Annotated in this window: 19 protein-coding genes; 11 read left to right on the forward strand and 8 right to left on the reverse strand. The window is 61.3% G+C overall.

Going from position 1 to position 16501, the window contains the following annotated elements:
• Positions 1-1077: 1077 nt before the first annotated feature.
• The 4 genes from J6524_RS03280 to J6524_RS03295 all read left to right on the forward strand — a co-directional run bounded on the left by J6524_RS03280 (position 1078) and on the right by J6524_RS03295 (position 3353).
• Complete coding sequence (locus J6524_RS03280) at positions 1078-1290, forward strand: hypothetical protein (protein WP_225668886.1); 213 nt, start codon at positions 1078-1080, stop codon at positions 1288-1290.
• Positions 1291-1710: 420 nt separating this feature from the next.
• Positions 1711-1950, forward strand: a complete 240-nt coding sequence (locus tag J6524_RS03285; RefSeq protein WP_225668887.1) for a hypothetical protein — start codon at positions 1711-1713, stop codon at positions 1948-1950.
• A 216-nt stretch (positions 1951-2166) separates the two neighbouring features.
• The gene (locus J6524_RS03290) at positions 2167-2685 is read left to right on the forward strand and encodes a hypothetical protein (protein WP_225668888.1); all 519 of its coding nucleotides are present in this window, start codon (positions 2167-2169) and stop codon (positions 2683-2685) included.
• A 323-nt stretch (positions 2686-3008) separates the two neighbouring features.
• Positions 3009-3353, forward strand: a complete 345-nt coding sequence (locus tag J6524_RS03295) for a hypothetical protein (protein ID WP_225668889.1) — start codon at positions 3009-3011, stop codon at positions 3351-3353.
• Positions 3354-4362: 1009 nt separating this feature from the next.
• Here J6524_RS03295 and J6524_RS03300 read toward each other — a convergent pair.
• The 3 genes from J6524_RS03300 to J6524_RS03310 all read right to left on the reverse strand — a co-directional run bounded on the left by J6524_RS03300 (position 4363) and on the right by J6524_RS03310 (position 7755).
• A complete protein-coding gene (locus J6524_RS03300) occupies positions 4363-4755 on the reverse strand; it encodes a response regulator (protein WP_225668890.1) in 393 nt (130 codons plus the stop codon).
• A 98-nt stretch (positions 4756-4853) separates the two neighbouring features.
• Complete coding sequence (locus J6524_RS03305) at positions 4854-7181, reverse strand: PAS domain S-box protein (RefSeq protein ID WP_225668891.1); 2328 nt, start codon at positions 7179-7181, stop codon at positions 4854-4856.
• A gap of 178 nt (positions 7182-7359) precedes the next feature.
• A complete protein-coding gene (locus J6524_RS03310) occupies positions 7360-7755 on the reverse strand; it encodes a hypothetical protein (RefSeq protein WP_225668892.1) in 396 nt (131 codons plus the stop codon).
• Positions 7756-7909: 154 nt separating this feature from the next.
• On the opposite strand from J6524_RS03310, the gene J6524_RS03315 reads away from it, so the two are divergent.
• The 4 genes from J6524_RS03315 (at position 7910) to J6524_RS03330 (ending at position 9985) form a co-directional block, all read left to right on the forward strand.
• A complete protein-coding gene (locus tag J6524_RS03315) occupies positions 7910-8155 on the forward strand; it encodes a hypothetical protein (protein WP_225668893.1) in 246 nt (81 codons plus the stop codon).
• Positions 8156-8335: 180 nt separating this feature from the next.
• On the forward strand, positions 8336-8929 hold the full coding sequence (locus J6524_RS03320; RefSeq protein WP_225668894.1) for a formyltransferase family protein: 594 nt from the start codon (positions 8336-8338) through the stop codon (positions 8927-8929).
• 203 nt (positions 8930-9132) lie between these two features.
• On the forward strand, positions 9133-9486 hold the full coding sequence (locus J6524_RS03325; RefSeq protein ID WP_225668896.1) for a hypothetical protein: 354 nt from the start codon (positions 9133-9135) through the stop codon (positions 9484-9486).
• Positions 9431-9985: a hypothetical protein gene (locus J6524_RS03330; protein ID WP_376711969.1), complete on the forward strand. Its 555-nt coding sequence runs from the start codon at positions 9431-9433 to the stop codon at positions 9983-9985. The genes J6524_RS03325 and J6524_RS03330 overlap by 56 nt, the downstream gene beginning before the upstream one ends.
• Before the next feature lie 73 nt (positions 9986-10058).
• Here J6524_RS03330 and J6524_RS03335 read toward each other — a convergent pair whose 3' ends face one another.
• Positions 10059-10262, reverse strand: coding sequence for a hypothetical protein (locus tag J6524_RS03335; RefSeq protein ID WP_225668898.1), 204 nt, complete (start codon positions 10260-10262; stop codon positions 10059-10061).
• Positions 10263-10309: 47 nt separating this feature from the next.
• Entirely contained in the window at positions 10310-10708 is a 399-nt protein-coding gene (locus J6524_RS03340; RefSeq protein ID WP_225668900.1) for a RidA family protein, read from the reverse strand.
• 158 nt (positions 10709-10866) lie between these two features.
• On the opposite strand from J6524_RS03340, the gene J6524_RS03345 reads away from it, so the two are divergent.
• Positions 10867-11745, forward strand: a complete 879-nt coding sequence (locus tag J6524_RS03345) for a DMT family transporter (protein WP_225668902.1) — start codon at positions 10867-10869, stop codon at positions 11743-11745.
• A 203-nt stretch (positions 11746-11948) separates the two neighbouring features.
• Positions 11949-13385 (forward strand): caspase family protein, encoded by a 1437-nt coding sequence (locus tag J6524_RS03350; RefSeq protein WP_225668904.1) that lies wholly within the window; start codon positions 11949-11951, stop codon positions 13383-13385.
• Positions 13386-13467: 82 nt separating this feature from the next.
• On the opposite strand, the gene J6524_RS03355 is transcribed toward J6524_RS03350, so the two are convergent.
• On the reverse strand, positions 13468-13707 hold the full coding sequence (locus tag J6524_RS03355) for a BrnA antitoxin family protein (protein ID WP_225668906.1): 240 nt from the start codon (positions 13705-13707) through the stop codon (positions 13468-13470).
• 2 nt (positions 13708-13709) lie between these two features.
• Positions 13710-14687 carry a cysteine synthase A gene (gene cysK, locus J6524_RS03360; protein ID WP_225668908.1) on the reverse strand — a complete coding sequence of 326 codons (978 nt, stop codon included), beginning with the start codon at positions 14685-14687 and terminating at the stop codon, positions 13710-13712.
• Between the two features lie 234 nt (positions 14688-14921).
• Here cysK and J6524_RS03365 point away from each other — a divergent pair, with 234 nt between their 5' ends.
• Positions 14922-15137 carry a hypothetical protein gene (locus tag J6524_RS03365; RefSeq protein ID WP_225668910.1) on the forward strand — a complete coding sequence of 72 codons (216 nt, stop codon included), beginning with the start codon at positions 14922-14924 and terminating at the stop codon, positions 15135-15137.
• Between the two features lie 5 nt (positions 15138-15142).
• Here J6524_RS03365 and tgt read toward each other — a convergent pair whose 3' ends face one another.
• Positions 15143-16276: a tRNA guanosine(34) transglycosylase Tgt gene (gene tgt, locus J6524_RS03370; RefSeq protein ID WP_225668912.1), complete on the reverse strand. Its 1134-nt coding sequence runs from the start codon at positions 16274-16276 to the stop codon at positions 15143-15145.
• Positions 16277-16501: the final 225 nt, after the last annotated feature.

The following is a 16501-nucleotide window of genomic DNA, read 5'->3' on the forward strand; positions in this document are numbered from 1 at the left end:
CTAGCGTGACTTCAGGTCGCGCAGATGGCGTTGTTCTGCCCCGCGTACTGCGCGATTAGGGGCCGCTTCAAGATGCCCTCGAGGCGGCCCCGCCCCCAACTTGAAAAAGCGTCCCTTGCCTGGTTCGCCTCGTTTGAGGATCCGATACCGCTTTCCGAGGTTATCGACCGCTCTCTTTGAGCCAGCGCTACTTCCGGGAACCAGCTGCCAGACGCCCCCCGGAAGCAGGCGGCTCCAATTTAATTTTCCAGGAGGCTACGGCCGTTCCTCATTTCGAGATCACTGCAGGGTCTACAAGCCCGCAACAACTCTTGAGATTCTCGCTCATGGTCATCCACCACACGTTCCAGAATCAACAAAGGGACTACGTCGGGAAAAACAGGCAATAGGAACTTCTCGGCACGACGGCGGTAGTCTTTTTGTTGAGCGGCTTTGTAACATTTCGCACCGACTTCCACTTAGCCACTCGATATTATGAATGGTTACCTCACTGTGTGGTAGGGAGGCTGTAATGCGGGCGACACTCCAAACTGCAAGCGACCGCTTGTATCAATTAGAAGAAGATAACGCTGATCTAGTTCGAAGCCTTGAGGAACTTGCAAATTTGCGGGAGCTGGTTCGACGAAAAGAAGCAGTTTTTCGAGCCAAGCGAGCATATCGCGAAAGATCGACGACTATATTGCGGACTAAGGCCGCCGATCCTTCCCGCAACCAATATCGGACGGCCGGTTGAGCTTAACTAATCGATCTTCCAGTGAATCTCGTTGGCAATCAGTTTTTCGCGGAGAACTGCCTGCATCTATTGGCACTGTTCGAACAGCTCACTGATCGACATCGACTTCCAGTTAGCCGACATGATGCGCCGCTCCATGTATCATGAAAGCTATCGCTCACACATATGCGATCGGGAATATTCGGCAAAGCAGGTGGCGTTGGGCGAAGAGGTTCCTCGATGACTGCTTGTGGAACTGGAGGCTCGGGTTCCCCGTAACAACTCGTGATCTACCAAATTAACTATTTAAGTGCAGCGAGAATTAAATGGATATAATGTGATCTCAAATATAGGGGACAAAAACAATGGATCGGGAAAAACAGGAGATCGAAGACCGCCGTAAGTTTTTGATTTCGGCCGGCAAGTTTGCAGCCGTGACTCCTCCGGCAATGACGTTGCTGCTATCGACCTCTCTGACCTCGGATGCGATTGCCCATTCTGGCCTGAAGGGCAACAACGGCTATGGCAATGGCGGCGGTGACGGCAGCAGAAACGGCAAGGACGACAAGTACCGCTAACGAAGGGCGGTGGTCATCAGCACGCGCTCGTAGCTCGGGCTTTCCGGGGCTAGCCCCCAAGCCCCACCCCGGAAGAAACGCGGCCCCAGCTTCTTTCCAGCGCTGGGGCCGCTTTTCGTTAGATGCTGGCGAGCCGCTTGCCAACGAAAGCAAGCCAGGTGCACACCGGGAAGTAGGCGCGCAGCCCGTATAAGCTGGATCAGCCGCATGAGCTTACCTCCAACGGCCGCTGCCTGTCCTCGTGCGATCGCTCCTCCTATCCGCATCGCTCCGCGGTTGGGCAGGCAATGACGAAAACCTCAATGCGAGCTGGCTGCTGCCTTTAGGGCTGGGGTGAGCAAAATAACCGCCTAGGAACCACTCGCCAGCGCGCCCAGTTCTACCTGTGTCAACTTATTTGACTCTGCACAGGGGCGTTTGATGAAGGAGCTCTCTGCGCTCGAGTTGGCCATAGCGTCAAGCCTGATGGCGGGTGCCATGCAAGCGGCAATGATTCAGTCCCTGGTCCGTAATAAAATCATTACCGACGAGGAAGGCCACGAGATCTACGAGCAGGCACTTTTGCTGCTTGAAACCAAGCAGACCGTGACTGCCTCGCCAGAAGTGTTCGAGGCCGCTCGCGAACTGATCGAGCAACATCTTCGGAGTCCGCAGTCTTAACGGCTGCCGAATTGAAAGCACACCCGCTGCGCGCCTCACGCGCGATGCGTTCGCAGTTTGCTGGCCGTGATCGGCTTGCCGAACCAATTACCAAACAGGTGTTGCCGCCGTGCCCGTTGCGCCTCGTCAGCCCCCGCCTGCGGTAAACCAGCCGTTAACTATAGATGGTTACGATTTGCCATGTCCGGGTGGTGACCATCCGGCCAACGGGAGCAAATGTATATGCCCGTCGAGATGCTGTCGTACGCCGAACTGGGCGAAAGGCTCAAAGTTTCTCCAGAGGCTGCGCGCGCTCTGGTGAAACGACATCGATTGCCGCGTTCCCGTTCCAACGATGGGAAGACGCTTGTACAGGTCGATCTGACCGAGATCAGCCATTCCCCGATCTCCCGTCAGCCGCAAGCGCAGGCCGGTCACCAGGTGGTCACCGCCTTAAAGCAACAAATCGAGATCTTGCAGGCTGAGTTGGCGGAAATGAAGCTCATCGCCGGCGGCTATCGCAATGACTTTGAGAGAGAATGCGAGCGCACGAACAAGCTCCTGGCGGAACTGCTCAAAGCGACCACTGAAAGCGCGGGAGCCCGGGAGAAGGCGGCTCTACTCGAAGGGAAGCTGTCGATGCTGACGCAACCCTGGCGACGTCGACTGATCGATGCTTTCACCCTTGCCCTCCCCCAAGTCCAAGTAGCCAGCGCGCGCGAGAGCACCGGAAGCGTAGCTCAGTCACATAGCTGAACCAAACCCCGTTGGTCAGGCGCAGATAGCCGCTGGGACCAGGGGGCCTGGACAGCCATTTGATACCGCTGTCGACCAAGGGCAGCAAATTGCCTCCCACCCGCAATTTACCTGCTTTGGCCGGATGGCTTACGATGAAAATTATGGGCGCTGGATTATCCCGCCTATCCGCCGACGCAATCAGGGTGCCACGCTGCGCTCGCCCCGATCAGAATCTTGAGACCGCCTCCGGGCGGTCTTTTTGTTTGATTGGCAGGCATCTTGCCCTTGGATCGTACTGACACCCAAACCATCAGGCCTTGTGTGCCAACGCGGAGCGACAGATGACCCGGCAGTACCATCTTGAGACAGGAGTTGAGCGCCCCACCGCCGCCCAGATCAAAAAGCGCGCAATCGAAGAACGCAAGCGCTTGGCCATGATCGACGCGCTTCAGCGAACCCGGCAACGAACCGAAGCGGTGGTAATGGATTTGAAGAATGCCGCTACCCTGCTTGATCAGAGCATCGAAAGCGAGCTGCAGAGCAGCCCCACGCGCGACCCCGATCACTTTGCGTTTCCGATGACGGCACGTGCCTTGATGGCCCGGCGCGACAACTTGCGGGCAACGATTGCCGCGCTTTGCGATGAGCTCACCAAGCACAATCGTTCCGAATTGGCCCCAGCGTAGGCTAACTCGCTCAAGGCCGCCGAGATCACGCCGGGTAATTCCCGGCAACCGATCGCGGCCCCTCGAACGAAGACAACGCGATCGGTAAGGTTGACCGGTTAGGTTAAGCTGCGAGTTTGGTTGCCACGCGCAACGTCTGTGCCTAGTGATCAGTCACCGGCCGTTCCCCCAAACGTCCGGGCCCACACCGGCAAAGCCGTCTGGCGATTATACTCGCCTGGCGGCTTTGTCTTTTGAGGACGAGAGTGCCCGCCTCTGGCTGAACGTGAACGATCCAGTTGCAGTTGCAGTCGTGATCGCGTGGCCGGCTAAGTTTCACTCGTCGCCTGAATCACAAGGCAGGTCATTTGAGCGACCGCGCCACGGACGCCGCGAACACTGCGTTCGGTCCGCTCCGCGCGAGGCTAAAATCATCTCCCCTTCGGGTGTGCTGCCGGAACGAAACGCTGGCCAAACGTTCTAACCCTTTGGATATAGTGCTGCCTCACCATCGCCGCATTCGAGGCCGGCATCAACTCTTCGAGACTGGCATTTACTGCTATCTGAAACAAAGCGCCGCGTACCTAGTTGTTAGCAAAACAGGGACGCCACCATGCAATTCGTCTTCAATTTTATCTGGAACCAATCACGCGGCAGATTCCCGGCCACAATGGGTAAGGAGGCCGAGCAATGATCGAGCTCTCAGCAATCCTCGCTCTCGTCAGCGTCGGCATCTTCGCCGCTCACGCGCTGGATATTTACCGCACCGGCTAGCCGTAGCGCCCATCTCCTGTGGGCGAAACGTCGCCTAGCGCGAAGGGCGCGGACGTTTGCCTTGAGTGGATTTTTGCCGGACGCAGACAATCCCTGCCGGGAGCAATTGGAACATTGCATGGCTTCTCGGGGTCGGCGGAACGGGGCTCGAAACCCGAAGGCCGAACCAGCTCGAAGCAGGCAAGGCATTAAAGCAAGGCATTAGAAGAGAGGCTGAACGCTCGGCAGGTAGCCCCAATTGCCGATGTGATGCCCGTTATCGCTGTCGCAACAGCGCGAGCGCTTCACCGATCATCGCGAGGAGGGATGCCATAGTGTACGGCTTCGGCAACCATCCGAGCGGGGCGTAGGGCTCGGCACGGCCCCGCGTATGCGCATCGTCATGCGCCGTGGCAAAGATGCAGCGAATGGCGAAGTCCTGATATAATTGCCGTGCGGCGTCGATGCCGTCACGGCGGCTGGCAAGACGGATGTCCATCACGGCAAGCGTGGGCTGCGCCTCGCGGGCCAGCGCGACTGCCTCTTCGGCGGTCGCAGCCGGACCGACAACTTCAAAGCCGGCCGCCGTCAGCGCGATTTCCGTCTGCATGGCGATCAGGAAATCGTCCTCGACGACGAGGACGCGCAGCGGGCCCTGCTTGCCTTCCATTCGTCGCGTCTCTTCGGCAGGTGACCGCGTAGTGCGGTCCTGCTCAGACGGCAACGCAAAGTGCCCTGCGCTCGGCTGCGGCGTCATTGGTCACAGCTCTAGAATTTCGCGGCGGGAAACTCGAGGCACGCTCGCGAGGGATTTTTCGTGACGTAAAACGTTCCGTGTAGCTGGCGTGCAAGGCCGAGCACGAGCTGCAGCCCGGACGAAGTCTTTCGCACCGCCTCCAGATCGAACCCTTCCCCGTCGTCCTCGACGCAAAGCGTCAGCCGTCCGCCCTCGCCGGTCAGGTTGACGCGGACGGCCTGCCGCGCATGATCCTTGACACCGTGCTTCACGGCATTGGTCAGAAGCTCGTTCAATATCAGCGCGAGCGGCATCGCCACGTCATTGGAAAGTACGTCGCGCGCGGCGCCACACTCGATGCGCGCACCCGGTGGCAGCAATTGGCGGATGGTTTCACAGACCGCCGGCAGAAACTCTTCCGCGGAGAAACGGCTCGCATCGGTGCGGCCGTACAGCACGCGCTGCGCCGCTGCCATGGCTGCGATCCGCGCGCTGGCCTCGTTCAGAACCTTTCGCGCCTCCTCGCTGTGGGCGGTCCGTGCAGCCGCAAAGAGCAACGACTGCAGCATCTGCATGTTGTTCTTGGTGCGATGATTGAGCTCGTCGAGCAGCAGCCGCTGCTGAGTTTCCGCCTGCCGCCGCTCGCTGATGTCGATCAGCATGTTGACGGCGCCGGTTATCTTGCCGAAGGAATCCCGCAGCGGCGTCGGGAACGGAATGAACGGCACCCGCGTGCCGTCCGGCCGCTCGGCGACCGCCTCGGCGCCACGCACGGCCCGTCCCTCCTTCAGTGCAAGCGCCATAGGACACTGGTCGTGCGGAAGCGGCGTGCCGTCAGGATTGAACAGCTTCCAGGTCACGCACCATTCGTCGCTGCCGAGCACCGGCGTGCGCCCTGAGAACTCAACCGCCGCCTGGTTGAAATAGGTGATCTTCCCCTCCGCATCGGTCGTATAGATCGCGGCCGGGATTGCTGCGAGCAATTCCGAAAGGCGTTGCTCGCTCTCGCTGAGCTTGCGTTCGGCCTGCTTGCGGTCGGTGATGTCGCGGGCGATCTTCGATGCGCCGACGATGTTTCCTGTTCCATCGCGCACGGGCGAAACGGTGAGCGAGATGTCCAGCAGGCTGCCGTCCTTGTGCCGGCGAACGGTCTCATAGTGGTGGGTGCGCTCGCCGCGCCGTATGCGCGCCAGAATTCCCGGCTCCTCGTCCTCGCGTCCTGGCGGGAACAGAATGGTCACAGGCTTGCCGATGACCTCGCCGGCGCTGTAGCCGAACAGCCGCTCGGCGCCCGAATTCCAGGTGCGGATGATCCCGTCCAGATCTTTGCTGATGATCGCATCGTCGGAGGATTCCACGATCGATGCGAGCTGCTGCGCACGCTCCTCGGCGGCGCAGCGCGCCTGTTCCGCCCGCAGCCTGGCGATGCCGAAGCCGACTTGCCGCGCAAGCGTCAGCGCAACGTCGATCTCCGGCTCGTCGAAGTGATGCGGCCTGTCGTAGTAGGCCATGAACTTGCCGGCCAGCCGGCCGCCTAGCAGGATCGGAATGAAAGCGACTGCCGCGATGCCTTCTCTAGCAATTGTTTCCTTCAGCGCATCGGAAAGATCGGACTTGCTGACGTCCCCGAAATAGACCGGGCGCGGGTTTCCTTCATCCCTGCTCCATGGCGAATGGCCTTCGACGGCCAGCCTGTATTTATCCGACAGGCCGCGCCACCCGACAAAGCGCATCACGCCGCGGTCGTCGAACAACAGGATGGAGGCGCGCTCGCAGGCAAGCGCCGCGAGGATGGCGTCCAGCGCGGCGTCGTAAATATGTGGCAGCGATGCGATGTATTGCAGCCTTTCGGAGAATTGGAACAGCGCCGCCTGCTCCTCGCTACGGCGCGCCAGCGCCTGCTCGGCCTTCTTGCGGGCGCTGATGTCATGCTGAACGCGCACCGCGTAGAGGAAATTTCCTGAAGGGTCGCGAACGCTCGAAGACGTGACCTCCGCCCAGACGCAGGAACCGTCCTTGCGGAGGAGCCGCTTTTCGATGGTGTAGCGATCAATCTCGCCGGCAATCTGCCGCCTGAATTGCGCAAGGTCCTGCGCGACATCGAGTGGCGAGGTCTCGCTAAAGATAGAACGGCCGAGCAGGTCGGCCGCATCATATCCCATCAGCTCGCAGGCCTTCTGGTTGACGCGCAACAGCCGCCCTGCCCGATCGATCTCGGCGATCCCGACTCCGACATGTTCGTAGGCCAGCCGCTCTTCGTGCGCGCGCGGCCATTCTTCGCGGGGGAGCTGAGCAACGTCTGGGGTGGCGGACAGGCCTGTCTGGCAAAGTGTCTTGGCCGTCCGTTGCTGGAGATTCATTCCCGCCATCCCTGCTGCAAGAGCAAATTTGCGTCGCAAGATACTCGGCACCAGTACATGCAGGAACCAGCACGCATGATCGCTGCGCCTAACGCTGGACAAATCCGGCAGGAGAAGATTGTTCCTCGCGATTGCCCGATAGCGGCAGTCCGCGTTCTTCCGGAACGCATTTAGCCCGCTAGCATCCCCGGCAGATGCCGGTGAACGAACTTACCTCCGGGCGTCCTCGCCGGACCGGCGGCTTTCGTGGATAGCTCTTACGCGCGCTGATAATCCGCTGCGAAGCGCCATAGGGCGGCGTCACCACGCGCGCCCGGGTTCTCGGCATATCGACCGCGCCGGTCGAGAAGGACGGCGGTGGAGGGTTCGGCCTAAGTGGCGGGATGCTGGCGGCATTGCCGATGCCGCTGGGATCGGAAAGCGCGCGGGGATTGGCAGGGCCGAACGGTACGCCGGATATCGGTGTATTCCCGGCACCGGCTGAGCCAGCCGGCGGCGTCAATTGTGCGAATGCCGTTGCGGGGGCGATCAGGCCAAGCGCCACGAAGAGAAGAAATGCCGGATTGCGGGACATCGAGATCTCTCCAGGAGGCAGCAACGGTCATGTAGGGCGCACGTTCCCTTACCTCCAGAGCTGTTTTTCTCGCTCTCCACCTTGTTATGGAGTAGGCGTCCGCACGAGAATCAGACCTAATCATGGCACGATCACGTTTGAGATTCCGCCCGGCATGAACCAGCCTGAGGTCCTCGAATCCGATATCCGCGCCCTGCAGCAATGGCTGCGCGATGCCTGGCAGCAGCTTGGCGATCCCTCGCTCACCACCTTCACCCGGCGCGAGCTACGCAACCAGATGAAGCAATGTAGTGCGGACTTACGGGCATGCCTGCAAATGGCGGCTGAACAACGGTCCGAACCGGACCGGCAGCCGGCCTCGACCCACTCCAGACCGGGGCTGCGCATCCTCTCGTGGTGACAGCCGGTCGGTTCTGCTCGATCCACCGGCTGGACCCGCGCCCCTACTCAAGCTGCTCTGTCAAGGAATAACCGTCCCCGGCCCACCTGTTGATAACCCAGGAGCCCGCGGGCCGGCGTCGAAACAGGCCGCCATGCTGTGCTATCGGCATATCGGCCTGACTAACGACGGACGGAACACATGCGAATTACCCTGGTCGGTTCCCGCCATTTCGGCGTGACGACATTCAATACGTTGCGTCAACACGGGGTCGATGTCGTTCGCGTCGTCGTCCATGACGGCGAGGATCGGCTCGCTGCCGCTGCGCGCGCGGCCGGAGTTGAGGTCGTGGTGCAGGCCGATCCGAAACACGTCGTCGCATCCGAAGTCGCGCCGAATACCGACCTGATCGTCACCGCGCACAGCCATGCCCGCGTCGACAGAGACGCCTTGGCCGTGTCCAAACTCGGCGGCATTGGCTATCACCCGTCGCTGCTGCCCCGGCATCGCGGCATCGCAGCAGTCGAATGGACCATCAAGGAAGGCGATCCGATCGCCGGCGGCACCGTCTACCACCTCGCTGACCGTATGGATGCCGGCGCGATCGCCGCGCAAGAATGGGTGTTCGTCAAGAAGGGCGAGACTGCGCGAGAGCTCTGGGAGCGCGCGCTCGCCCCCCTCGGTCAGAAACTGCTGGCCGACGTCATCTATCACGCCAAAGCTCATGGCAACTTGCCGGCGACCCCACAGGACGAGGAATTCGCCACCAAGGCACCGAGCCTGTCCAAACATTGATCACTACCTTAATACCTGAAAAGCCACGAATCAGTGCTGAAATCGCGGCGAAATGACGGATTTTTTTGTTCCCCGCCGGAACCGGATTCACCTTGATGTGTTTGAGATCCCGGGAACTTTCCACAGTGCTGCGACGCATCCAAGTTTGGACACATTGTGACCAGATAAGGCGCGTCATCACACACATTCCGAGGAATTGATCCATGCGCTCCAGCCGCATTCACAGCCTGTTGTTTGCTTCGTTTCTCGCTTCTGCCGCCACCCTCGCCAGCGCTCCCGCCTCCGCTCAACACCCCTATGACGGGCTGTGGCAGGTCACCGTTGTCACAAAAACCGGCAGTTGCGATGCGCAGACTACATCGACCGTGAATGTCACCGACGGCAAGATTTCGGGCGGCCCGGTTACCGGCACCGTCGGTAGCGGGGGACTTGTGCGAGTCTCGATCAATGGTGCATATGCGAACGGTCAACTCAGTGGCAACTCCGGATCGGGGAAATGGAATGGCGCTTCAGCTGGTGTCGCATGTAGCGGTCGATGGGAAGCGTCCCGTCAGTAAGGCAAGCCAGACTTTCAAATTCTTCGCCAAGATGCGGCGGCTGACCTTTGCAGCCGTCGCGTTTTTTTTGGCCGCCTCGGCGGCCTCGACGAGCCATGCGCAATCCAGCGCCTTTGCGGGCATGGCCGGCACCTGGTCCGGCGGCGGCACGGTGACGCTCGATGATGGTTCGAGCGAACGGATCCGCTGCCGGGCGACGTACAAGGTGGGCGGACCCAGCATGGAGATGGTCCTCACCTGCGCCAGCGACGCTTACAAGTTCAACCTGTCGGCAGCAGTGGTCGCGGCTGGTGGTGAAGTCACGGGGACTTGGACGGAGGCCAGTCGCAATATCGGCGGCAGCATTCAGGGCCGCGGCGCCGGCGGCAGCTTCCAGGTGGTCGCCCAGGCAGCCGGGTTCGCCGCCAACATCTCGCTGAAGACTACCGGCAACAAGCAGCAGATCGCCCTGAGGGCGGACAGCCAGTTCCGCGCCGCGAATATTTCGCTATCGAAATAGCTCCCCTCAACTGTCATCGCCCGCGCCAAACGCGGACGATGCGCGATTCCAGAGCCGCGCGATTTGATCGCGCTCAGCTCGTCTTCGGCTTTGCGAGCTTCGCCGCGGTCTCCTTGATTGTCTTGGCGATCAACAAGGCCTGCTCCTTATTGAACGCAAAATCCTGCACGCCGCGATGCGTCGTCAGCGACAGCACCATGATGTCCGGCTGGTGCTCGGGCCAGCCGGTTGCGAAGGCGGTCACGAAGTCGGCGGTGGTCGATCGAGTGGTGGTCATCGTCAGAAATTTCCTTGTGTTGTGAGTGCGCGTCTTTCGCGAGCGCCTCAGGCCTTGGGCACGAAGGCCGTGACTTCGATTTCGACTTTCGCCCGCTGATCGACCAGGCCACCGATGTAGAGCAGCGTCGAGGGCGGGAAATTGCGCCCGAGCGTTTCTTTCCAGGCCGCGCCGATACCCGCGCCAGCGGCTTCGTATTCGCTGCGGCTGGTCAGGTACCAGGTCAGGCGCACAATGTGCTCGGGTCCGGCGCCGGCTTCGCCGAGCAGCTTGACGATGCGCTTCAGCGCCGTACCGACCTGGGCGGCCATGTCGGGGGCATAATCGCCTTTCTCATCGCCGCCGGTCTGGCCGGCCAGAACGATCCATTTGCCAGGACCGTCAAATTCGACGCCGTGCGAGAAGCCGCGGGGTTTCGACCATTCGGCCGGTTGCAAGGTACGCATGCGCAGTTTCCTCCTTGAAGACCGCCGCTCTTAGCACTGAACGGCTGGCTGCTCCCACAGCGAATTTGCGATGCTGTGCATCACAGCCCCGGCGCATTTGCGCGTTGCAAATTGTGGCATGCTCGCCGATACCGGCCTGCCTAACCCTCGCCGCATGCATGGATCGCACCCCCTCCAAAACCCTCGCCGCGCTGTGGATGGCCGGCTGGCTCACGCTGATGCTGGTGATCGCGATCGCCGGCCGCGAGGCGGCGCGCGAGATCAACGTGTTCCAGCTCATGGAGATGCGCTCGATCCTCGGCTTCCTGATGCTGTACCCGCTGATCCACGCGAAGGGCGGATTGGCCGCGATGAGGACAACGCGCCTGCCTCAGCACGTGGCGCGCAATCTGATCCACTACGGCGCGCAGCTCGGCTGGTTCTTCGCCCTGACATTGATTCCGATCGGTCAAGTGGTGGCGATCGAATTTACCATGCCGATCTGGACCGCAATTCTGGCCGCAATGTTTCTCGGCGAACGCATGACGATCTGGAAGGTCACAGCGATCGTGCTTGGGCTCATCGGCGTCGTCGTGATCGTTCGGCCTGCCACGAGCGAAATCAATCCGGGACAGTTGATCGCCCTCGCGGCCGCCGTCGGCTTCGGCATTTCGGTCGCCATGGTGAAATCACTGACGCGGACCGACCAGACACTCGCGATCATGTTCTGGATGCTGGTGGTGCAGTCGGCCGCCGGATTGTTCCCCGCGCTGTACGTGTGGCAGTGGCCCGCGGTCAATCTCTGGTTTTGGGTGGTCGTGATCGCCTTTTGCGGCACGTTCTCCCACTACTGCATGGCGCGTGCGATGCTGCATGCGGATGCGACCGTGGTGATCCCGATGGATTTTCTGCGAGTTCCCTTGAGCGCCGCCGCCGGCTGGCTGATCTACTCGGAGCGGCTGGATTTGCTCACCGTGCTCGGCGCCGTGCTGATTCTCACCGGCAATTTATTGAACCTGAAGCCGAATTCTTCGCCGCCCGAGCCCGCGAAAAAGTGAATCGCAAGGGATAGGCGCGCCACGGCTTAATTTTATTTCGCGCGCTGTGATCTAGATCACGCAACGGGGCGTGTCGAGAAGGTAACGGAAGGCTCCGGATTTGGTTTTCGCCTGCTTTTTTGTGGTGCGAAGCAGGCGGTTTTTTGTAATGTCCCGCCGGTGTTACAGCCAAATCCTTTGTTGATTCTGCAGGGGGATTCCTAATGCGCTTTAAAACCCTCATTTTGTCCGTCGTTTGCATGGTCTTTGCGGCCGGAACCGCCAGCGCCGAGAAGCGCGTTGCCTTCGTCGTCGGTAACGGTACCTACAAGAACGTCGCCCCGCTTCCGAACCCGACGGTTGACGCCAAGGCGATGGCCTCCGCGCTGCGCAATGTCGGATTTGAGGTGGTCGAAGGTTCCAATCTCACGCGCGACAAGATGACGGAACGGCTGCTCGATTTCGGCAAGAAGGCGCAAGGAGCCGACGTTGCATTGTTCTTCTATGCCGGCCACGGCATCGCCATTTCAGGCACGAACTATCTGTTGCCGATCGACGCCGATATCAAATCCGAGATGGATGTGAAGCTCGGCGCGGCCATCAATATCGATCTCACGCTCGAGCAGACCATGGGCGATGCCAAGGTCAAGCTCGTGTTCCTTGATGCCTGCCGCGACAATCCGTTCGCCGCCAAGATCAAGTCGAACTCGGCGACCCGCAGCGTCAACGTGCAGACGGGTTTGGCCGAAATGAAATCCGGCGAAGGCACGCTGATCGCATTCGCGACCGGTCCCGGCCAGACCGCGCTCGATGGCCAGGAAGGCGGCAACAGCCCGTTCACGCGCGCCCTGCTCGCCAACATCACCCAGCCTGGCGTCGAGATCCAGCAGGCCATGACAAAGGTCCGCGCGCAGGTCAACGAGGAGACCAACAAAGGCCAGCTCCCCTGGGGGCACACCAACCTGATCGGCGCGGTCTACCTCAACGGCGCGCCCGCACCGGGCGCCGTGGCGGCTGCCGCGCCGGCCGCAAGTGCCAAGCCGGCTTCGGACGTCGAACTGGAGTTCTGGCGCTCGATCAAGGATTCCAACAAGACGGAAGAGTTCAACGCCTACCTGACCAACTATCCGAATGGTCAGTTCCGCTCGCTGGCGTTGTCGCGGATCGCGGCACTCGAGAGCGGTGCGAAGGACAAGGACAACGCGACCCGCAATCTCAGCACGGGCATTGATCCCGCGACCTTCAAGGAGGAAGCGAACCAGACCACCGAGGACCAGATCGGCCTCGACAAGGGGCAGCGCCGCGACGTCCAGCGCCGCCTGACCGGTCTTGGGTTCGACACCAAGATCACCGGCCAGTTCGATGCGCCGACCCGTGCGGTGATCACGCGCTGGCAGGCCGCTCGCGGCTATCCCAAGAGCGGTTATCTCAACAAGCTGCAGCACAAGGCGCTCTTGACCGAGATCGTCGCCGCCGCGCCGGCGAGTTCCGAAGAGGAGCGGCCGAAGCCGCGCCGCGCCCCCAGCACTGTCCAGGCGCAACCTCAGCCGCAGCCGCAGCAGCCCCCGCCGCCGCGCCAGTATAGCGCTCCCCCTCCCGGTCCAGACCCCGCTGGCGCCGGTCGGTTCATCGGCGGCGTCGTCGGCGGCATGCTGCGCTGACGAGTAGCAGAGCTAGCAAAAAGGCCCGGGATGATCCCGGGCCTTTCCTTTTCCGCTTGGCGTCGATCTCGATTGCAGCCTGCTATTTGCCCGCGGCCTTTCGCAGCGCCTCATTGATGCGGTCCTGCCAGCCCGGACCGCCCTCCTGAAACCATTCGAGCACGTCCTGGTCGATGCGCAGGGTGACCTGCTCGCGGACGCCGGGAACAGCCGTCTTCTTCGGCGGCGCTTCCGCCACCTTGGCAGTCGCACGCTTGAATGCCGCCTCGGCTTCGGTGCGTGCGTCGTTCAGGGTTCTCGGCCGGCGCGGCTGGTCTGCCATCGCTAGATTCCTTCAAACAATGCGGTTGATAGATAACGTTCGGAGAATGACGGCACGACCGCGACAATGGTCTTGCCGGCTGCCTCAGGACGCTTGCCGATCGCGAGCGCCGCCGCGATCGCGGCGCCCGAGGAAATGCCGCCGGGAATGCCCTCCATCCGCGCCAGCGCGCGCGAGATCTCGATCGCCGTCGGTCCGCTGACTTTCACGATCTCGTCGATGACCGATCGATCCAAAATCTCCGGCACGAAGCCGGCGCCGATCCCTTGAATCTTGTGCGGCGTATGCTGCCCGCCCGACAGCACCGGGCTTTCTTCAGGCTCGACGGCGACGATCCGCAACGTCGGCTTGCGGGGTTTAAGCACTTGTCCGACGCCGGTGATGGTGCCGCCGGTGCCGACGCCCGCGACGAAGAAATCGATGTTGCCGCCGGTGTCGTTCCAGATTTCCTCGGCCGTGGTGCGGCGGTGAATTTCGGGATTGGCGAGGTTCTTGAACTGCTGCGGCATCACAGCGTTGGGCGTCGTCCGCACCAGTTCTTCGGCGGTTGCAATCGAACCCTTCATGCCCTGAGCTGCCGGCGTCAGGATGATCTCGGCGCCGAGGAAGGCCAGCATCTTGCGCCTCTCGATCGACATCGACTCCGGCATCACCAGTTTCAACCGGTAGCCGCGCGAGGCCGCAACGAAAGCGAGCGCAATGCCGGTGTTGCCAGAGGTCGGCTCGATCAGCACGGTATCGGCGTTGATCACGCCGGCCTTTTCCATTGCGATCACCATCGCCGCGCCGATGCGATCTTTCACACTCGCGGCGGGATTGAAGTATTCGAGCTTTGCCAGGATGGTTGCGCTAACACCATGCGTCTCCGGCAATTTGCGCAGGCGGACAATCGGTGTGTCGCCGATCGCATCGACGATGGAGTCGAAAACGCGGCCACGCCCAGGCCGTTGCACTGCACTCGTGGCCGATGACGCATCCATCTCAACACTCCTTGACTATTATGTGCGGGGGAAATTGGCGCTCTCCTACTTAGGAGCCGGTCGAAGCGCCATGCAAGGCGGGAATTGCGGGCGCGAGCATTCGCTGCAATGCAAAACAAGAGCATCGCAAAATATCGCGAAATCAACGCATTTGTGTTGCGACATCGTCAAAGATTTTGGAGTATACTTTAGTCGTGAGATGAACCAGAAGGTTCAGATCGCAAGGAGGTCACGATGGCAGCTTTTGCTGAAGTCCGGTCGACCGTAGCATTTAGGCCAGATCCGCGGGGGTGTGATTTGCCGACGTGCCCCGTCTGTGCCGACACGATGGTGGCTGCGGAAGCTTCAGCCTACCTCAACGACAACGTGATCAGCTATCTCTGGACCTGCGACACCTGCGGTTACGGATTCGTGACCAAGCATTCGGTCAAGAGGTTCGCCTGTAACTGAGCCTCCTATCTTGGATCAATGTCACCGCGCGCCCATTCGGCGCGCGTTTGTTTTTGGAATGTCTCGAACGTTCCATTCGCGATCGCCTCACGCATGCCCCGCATCAGGTGCTGATAGTAGGCCACGTTGATTTCCGAGAGCAGCATTGCGCCGAGCGTTTCTCCCGACCTCACCAGATGATGCAGGTAGGCGCGCGCGATGTTGCGCGCCGCAGGCCAATCGCTTTCCTCATCGAGCGGCCGCGGATCGTCGGCGTGGCGCGCGTTGCGCAGGTTGATCTGGCCGAAGCGGGTGAATGCCATGCCGTGCCGCCCATTCCGCGTCGGCAGCACGCAATCGAACATGTCGATGCCGCGCGCCACCGCCTCCATCAGATCTTCCGGCGTGCCGACGCCCATCAGATAGCGCGGACGATCGACCGGCAGCGCCGGCGCCGTCTCCTCGATCATTGCCAGCATAACCGCCTGCGGCTCGCCGACCGCAAGTCCGCCGATCGCGTAGCCGTGGAAACCGATGTCGACCAGTTCTCGCGCACTTGTGTGGCGCATCTCGGGAATGTCGCCGCCCTGCACGATGCCGAACAGCATGTAGCCGTCGGGCGCGGTCTCGAACGCGCGTTTGCTGCGCTCGGCCCAGCGCAGCGACAGCCGCATCGCGCGTTCGATGTCGTCACGCGTAGCCGGCAGCCGCACGCACTCGTCCATCTGCATCGCGATGTCTGCGCCGAGCAGCCGCTGCACCTCGATTGAACGCTCCGGCGACAGCTCGACCTTGGCGCCATCAATATGCGAGCGAAACGTCACGGCCTTCTCGTTGACCTTCCGCAAGTCAGACAGCGACATCACCTGGAAGCCGCCGGAATCCGTCAGCATCGGCCCGTTCCAGCCGGTGAAGGTCTGCAAGCCGCCCAGCGCAGCGATCCGCTCGGCGCCGGGCCGCAGCATCAGATGGTAGGTGTTGCCGAGCACGATGTCGGCGCCGGCATCGCGCACCTCGCGCCAATGCATGCCCTTCATCGCGCCCGCCGTGCCGACCGGCATGAAGGCGGGCGTACGCACCACGCCGTGCGGCGTGGTCAGGCGGCCGGTACGGGCGGCTCCATTGGTGGCGAGCAATTCAAAATGATTAGGAAGATTCATGGCGCTGCTTATTGCGTGCCGAGGACGCGCGATCAACCGCCCAGTGCACCCTCCAAGCGGCCCGCGCCCCACGTCGAACACAATTGAGCTGCCGAGCCCCGCTCAGCTTCCCTTGTTAAATAAAACGATACCGTATAGTTTTATGTACGGCAAGACCGGTCGCCATGGCGATGAGCAAGCGACAGGTATAGCGAGTACGGTGACTGACAGCGAATGCCCTCCCCC

This window comes from Bradyrhizobium hereditatis (assembly GCF_020329435.1).
Taxonomy (GTDB): Bacteria; Pseudomonadota; Alphaproteobacteria; order Rhizobiales; family Xanthobacteraceae; genus Bradyrhizobium; species Bradyrhizobium hereditatis.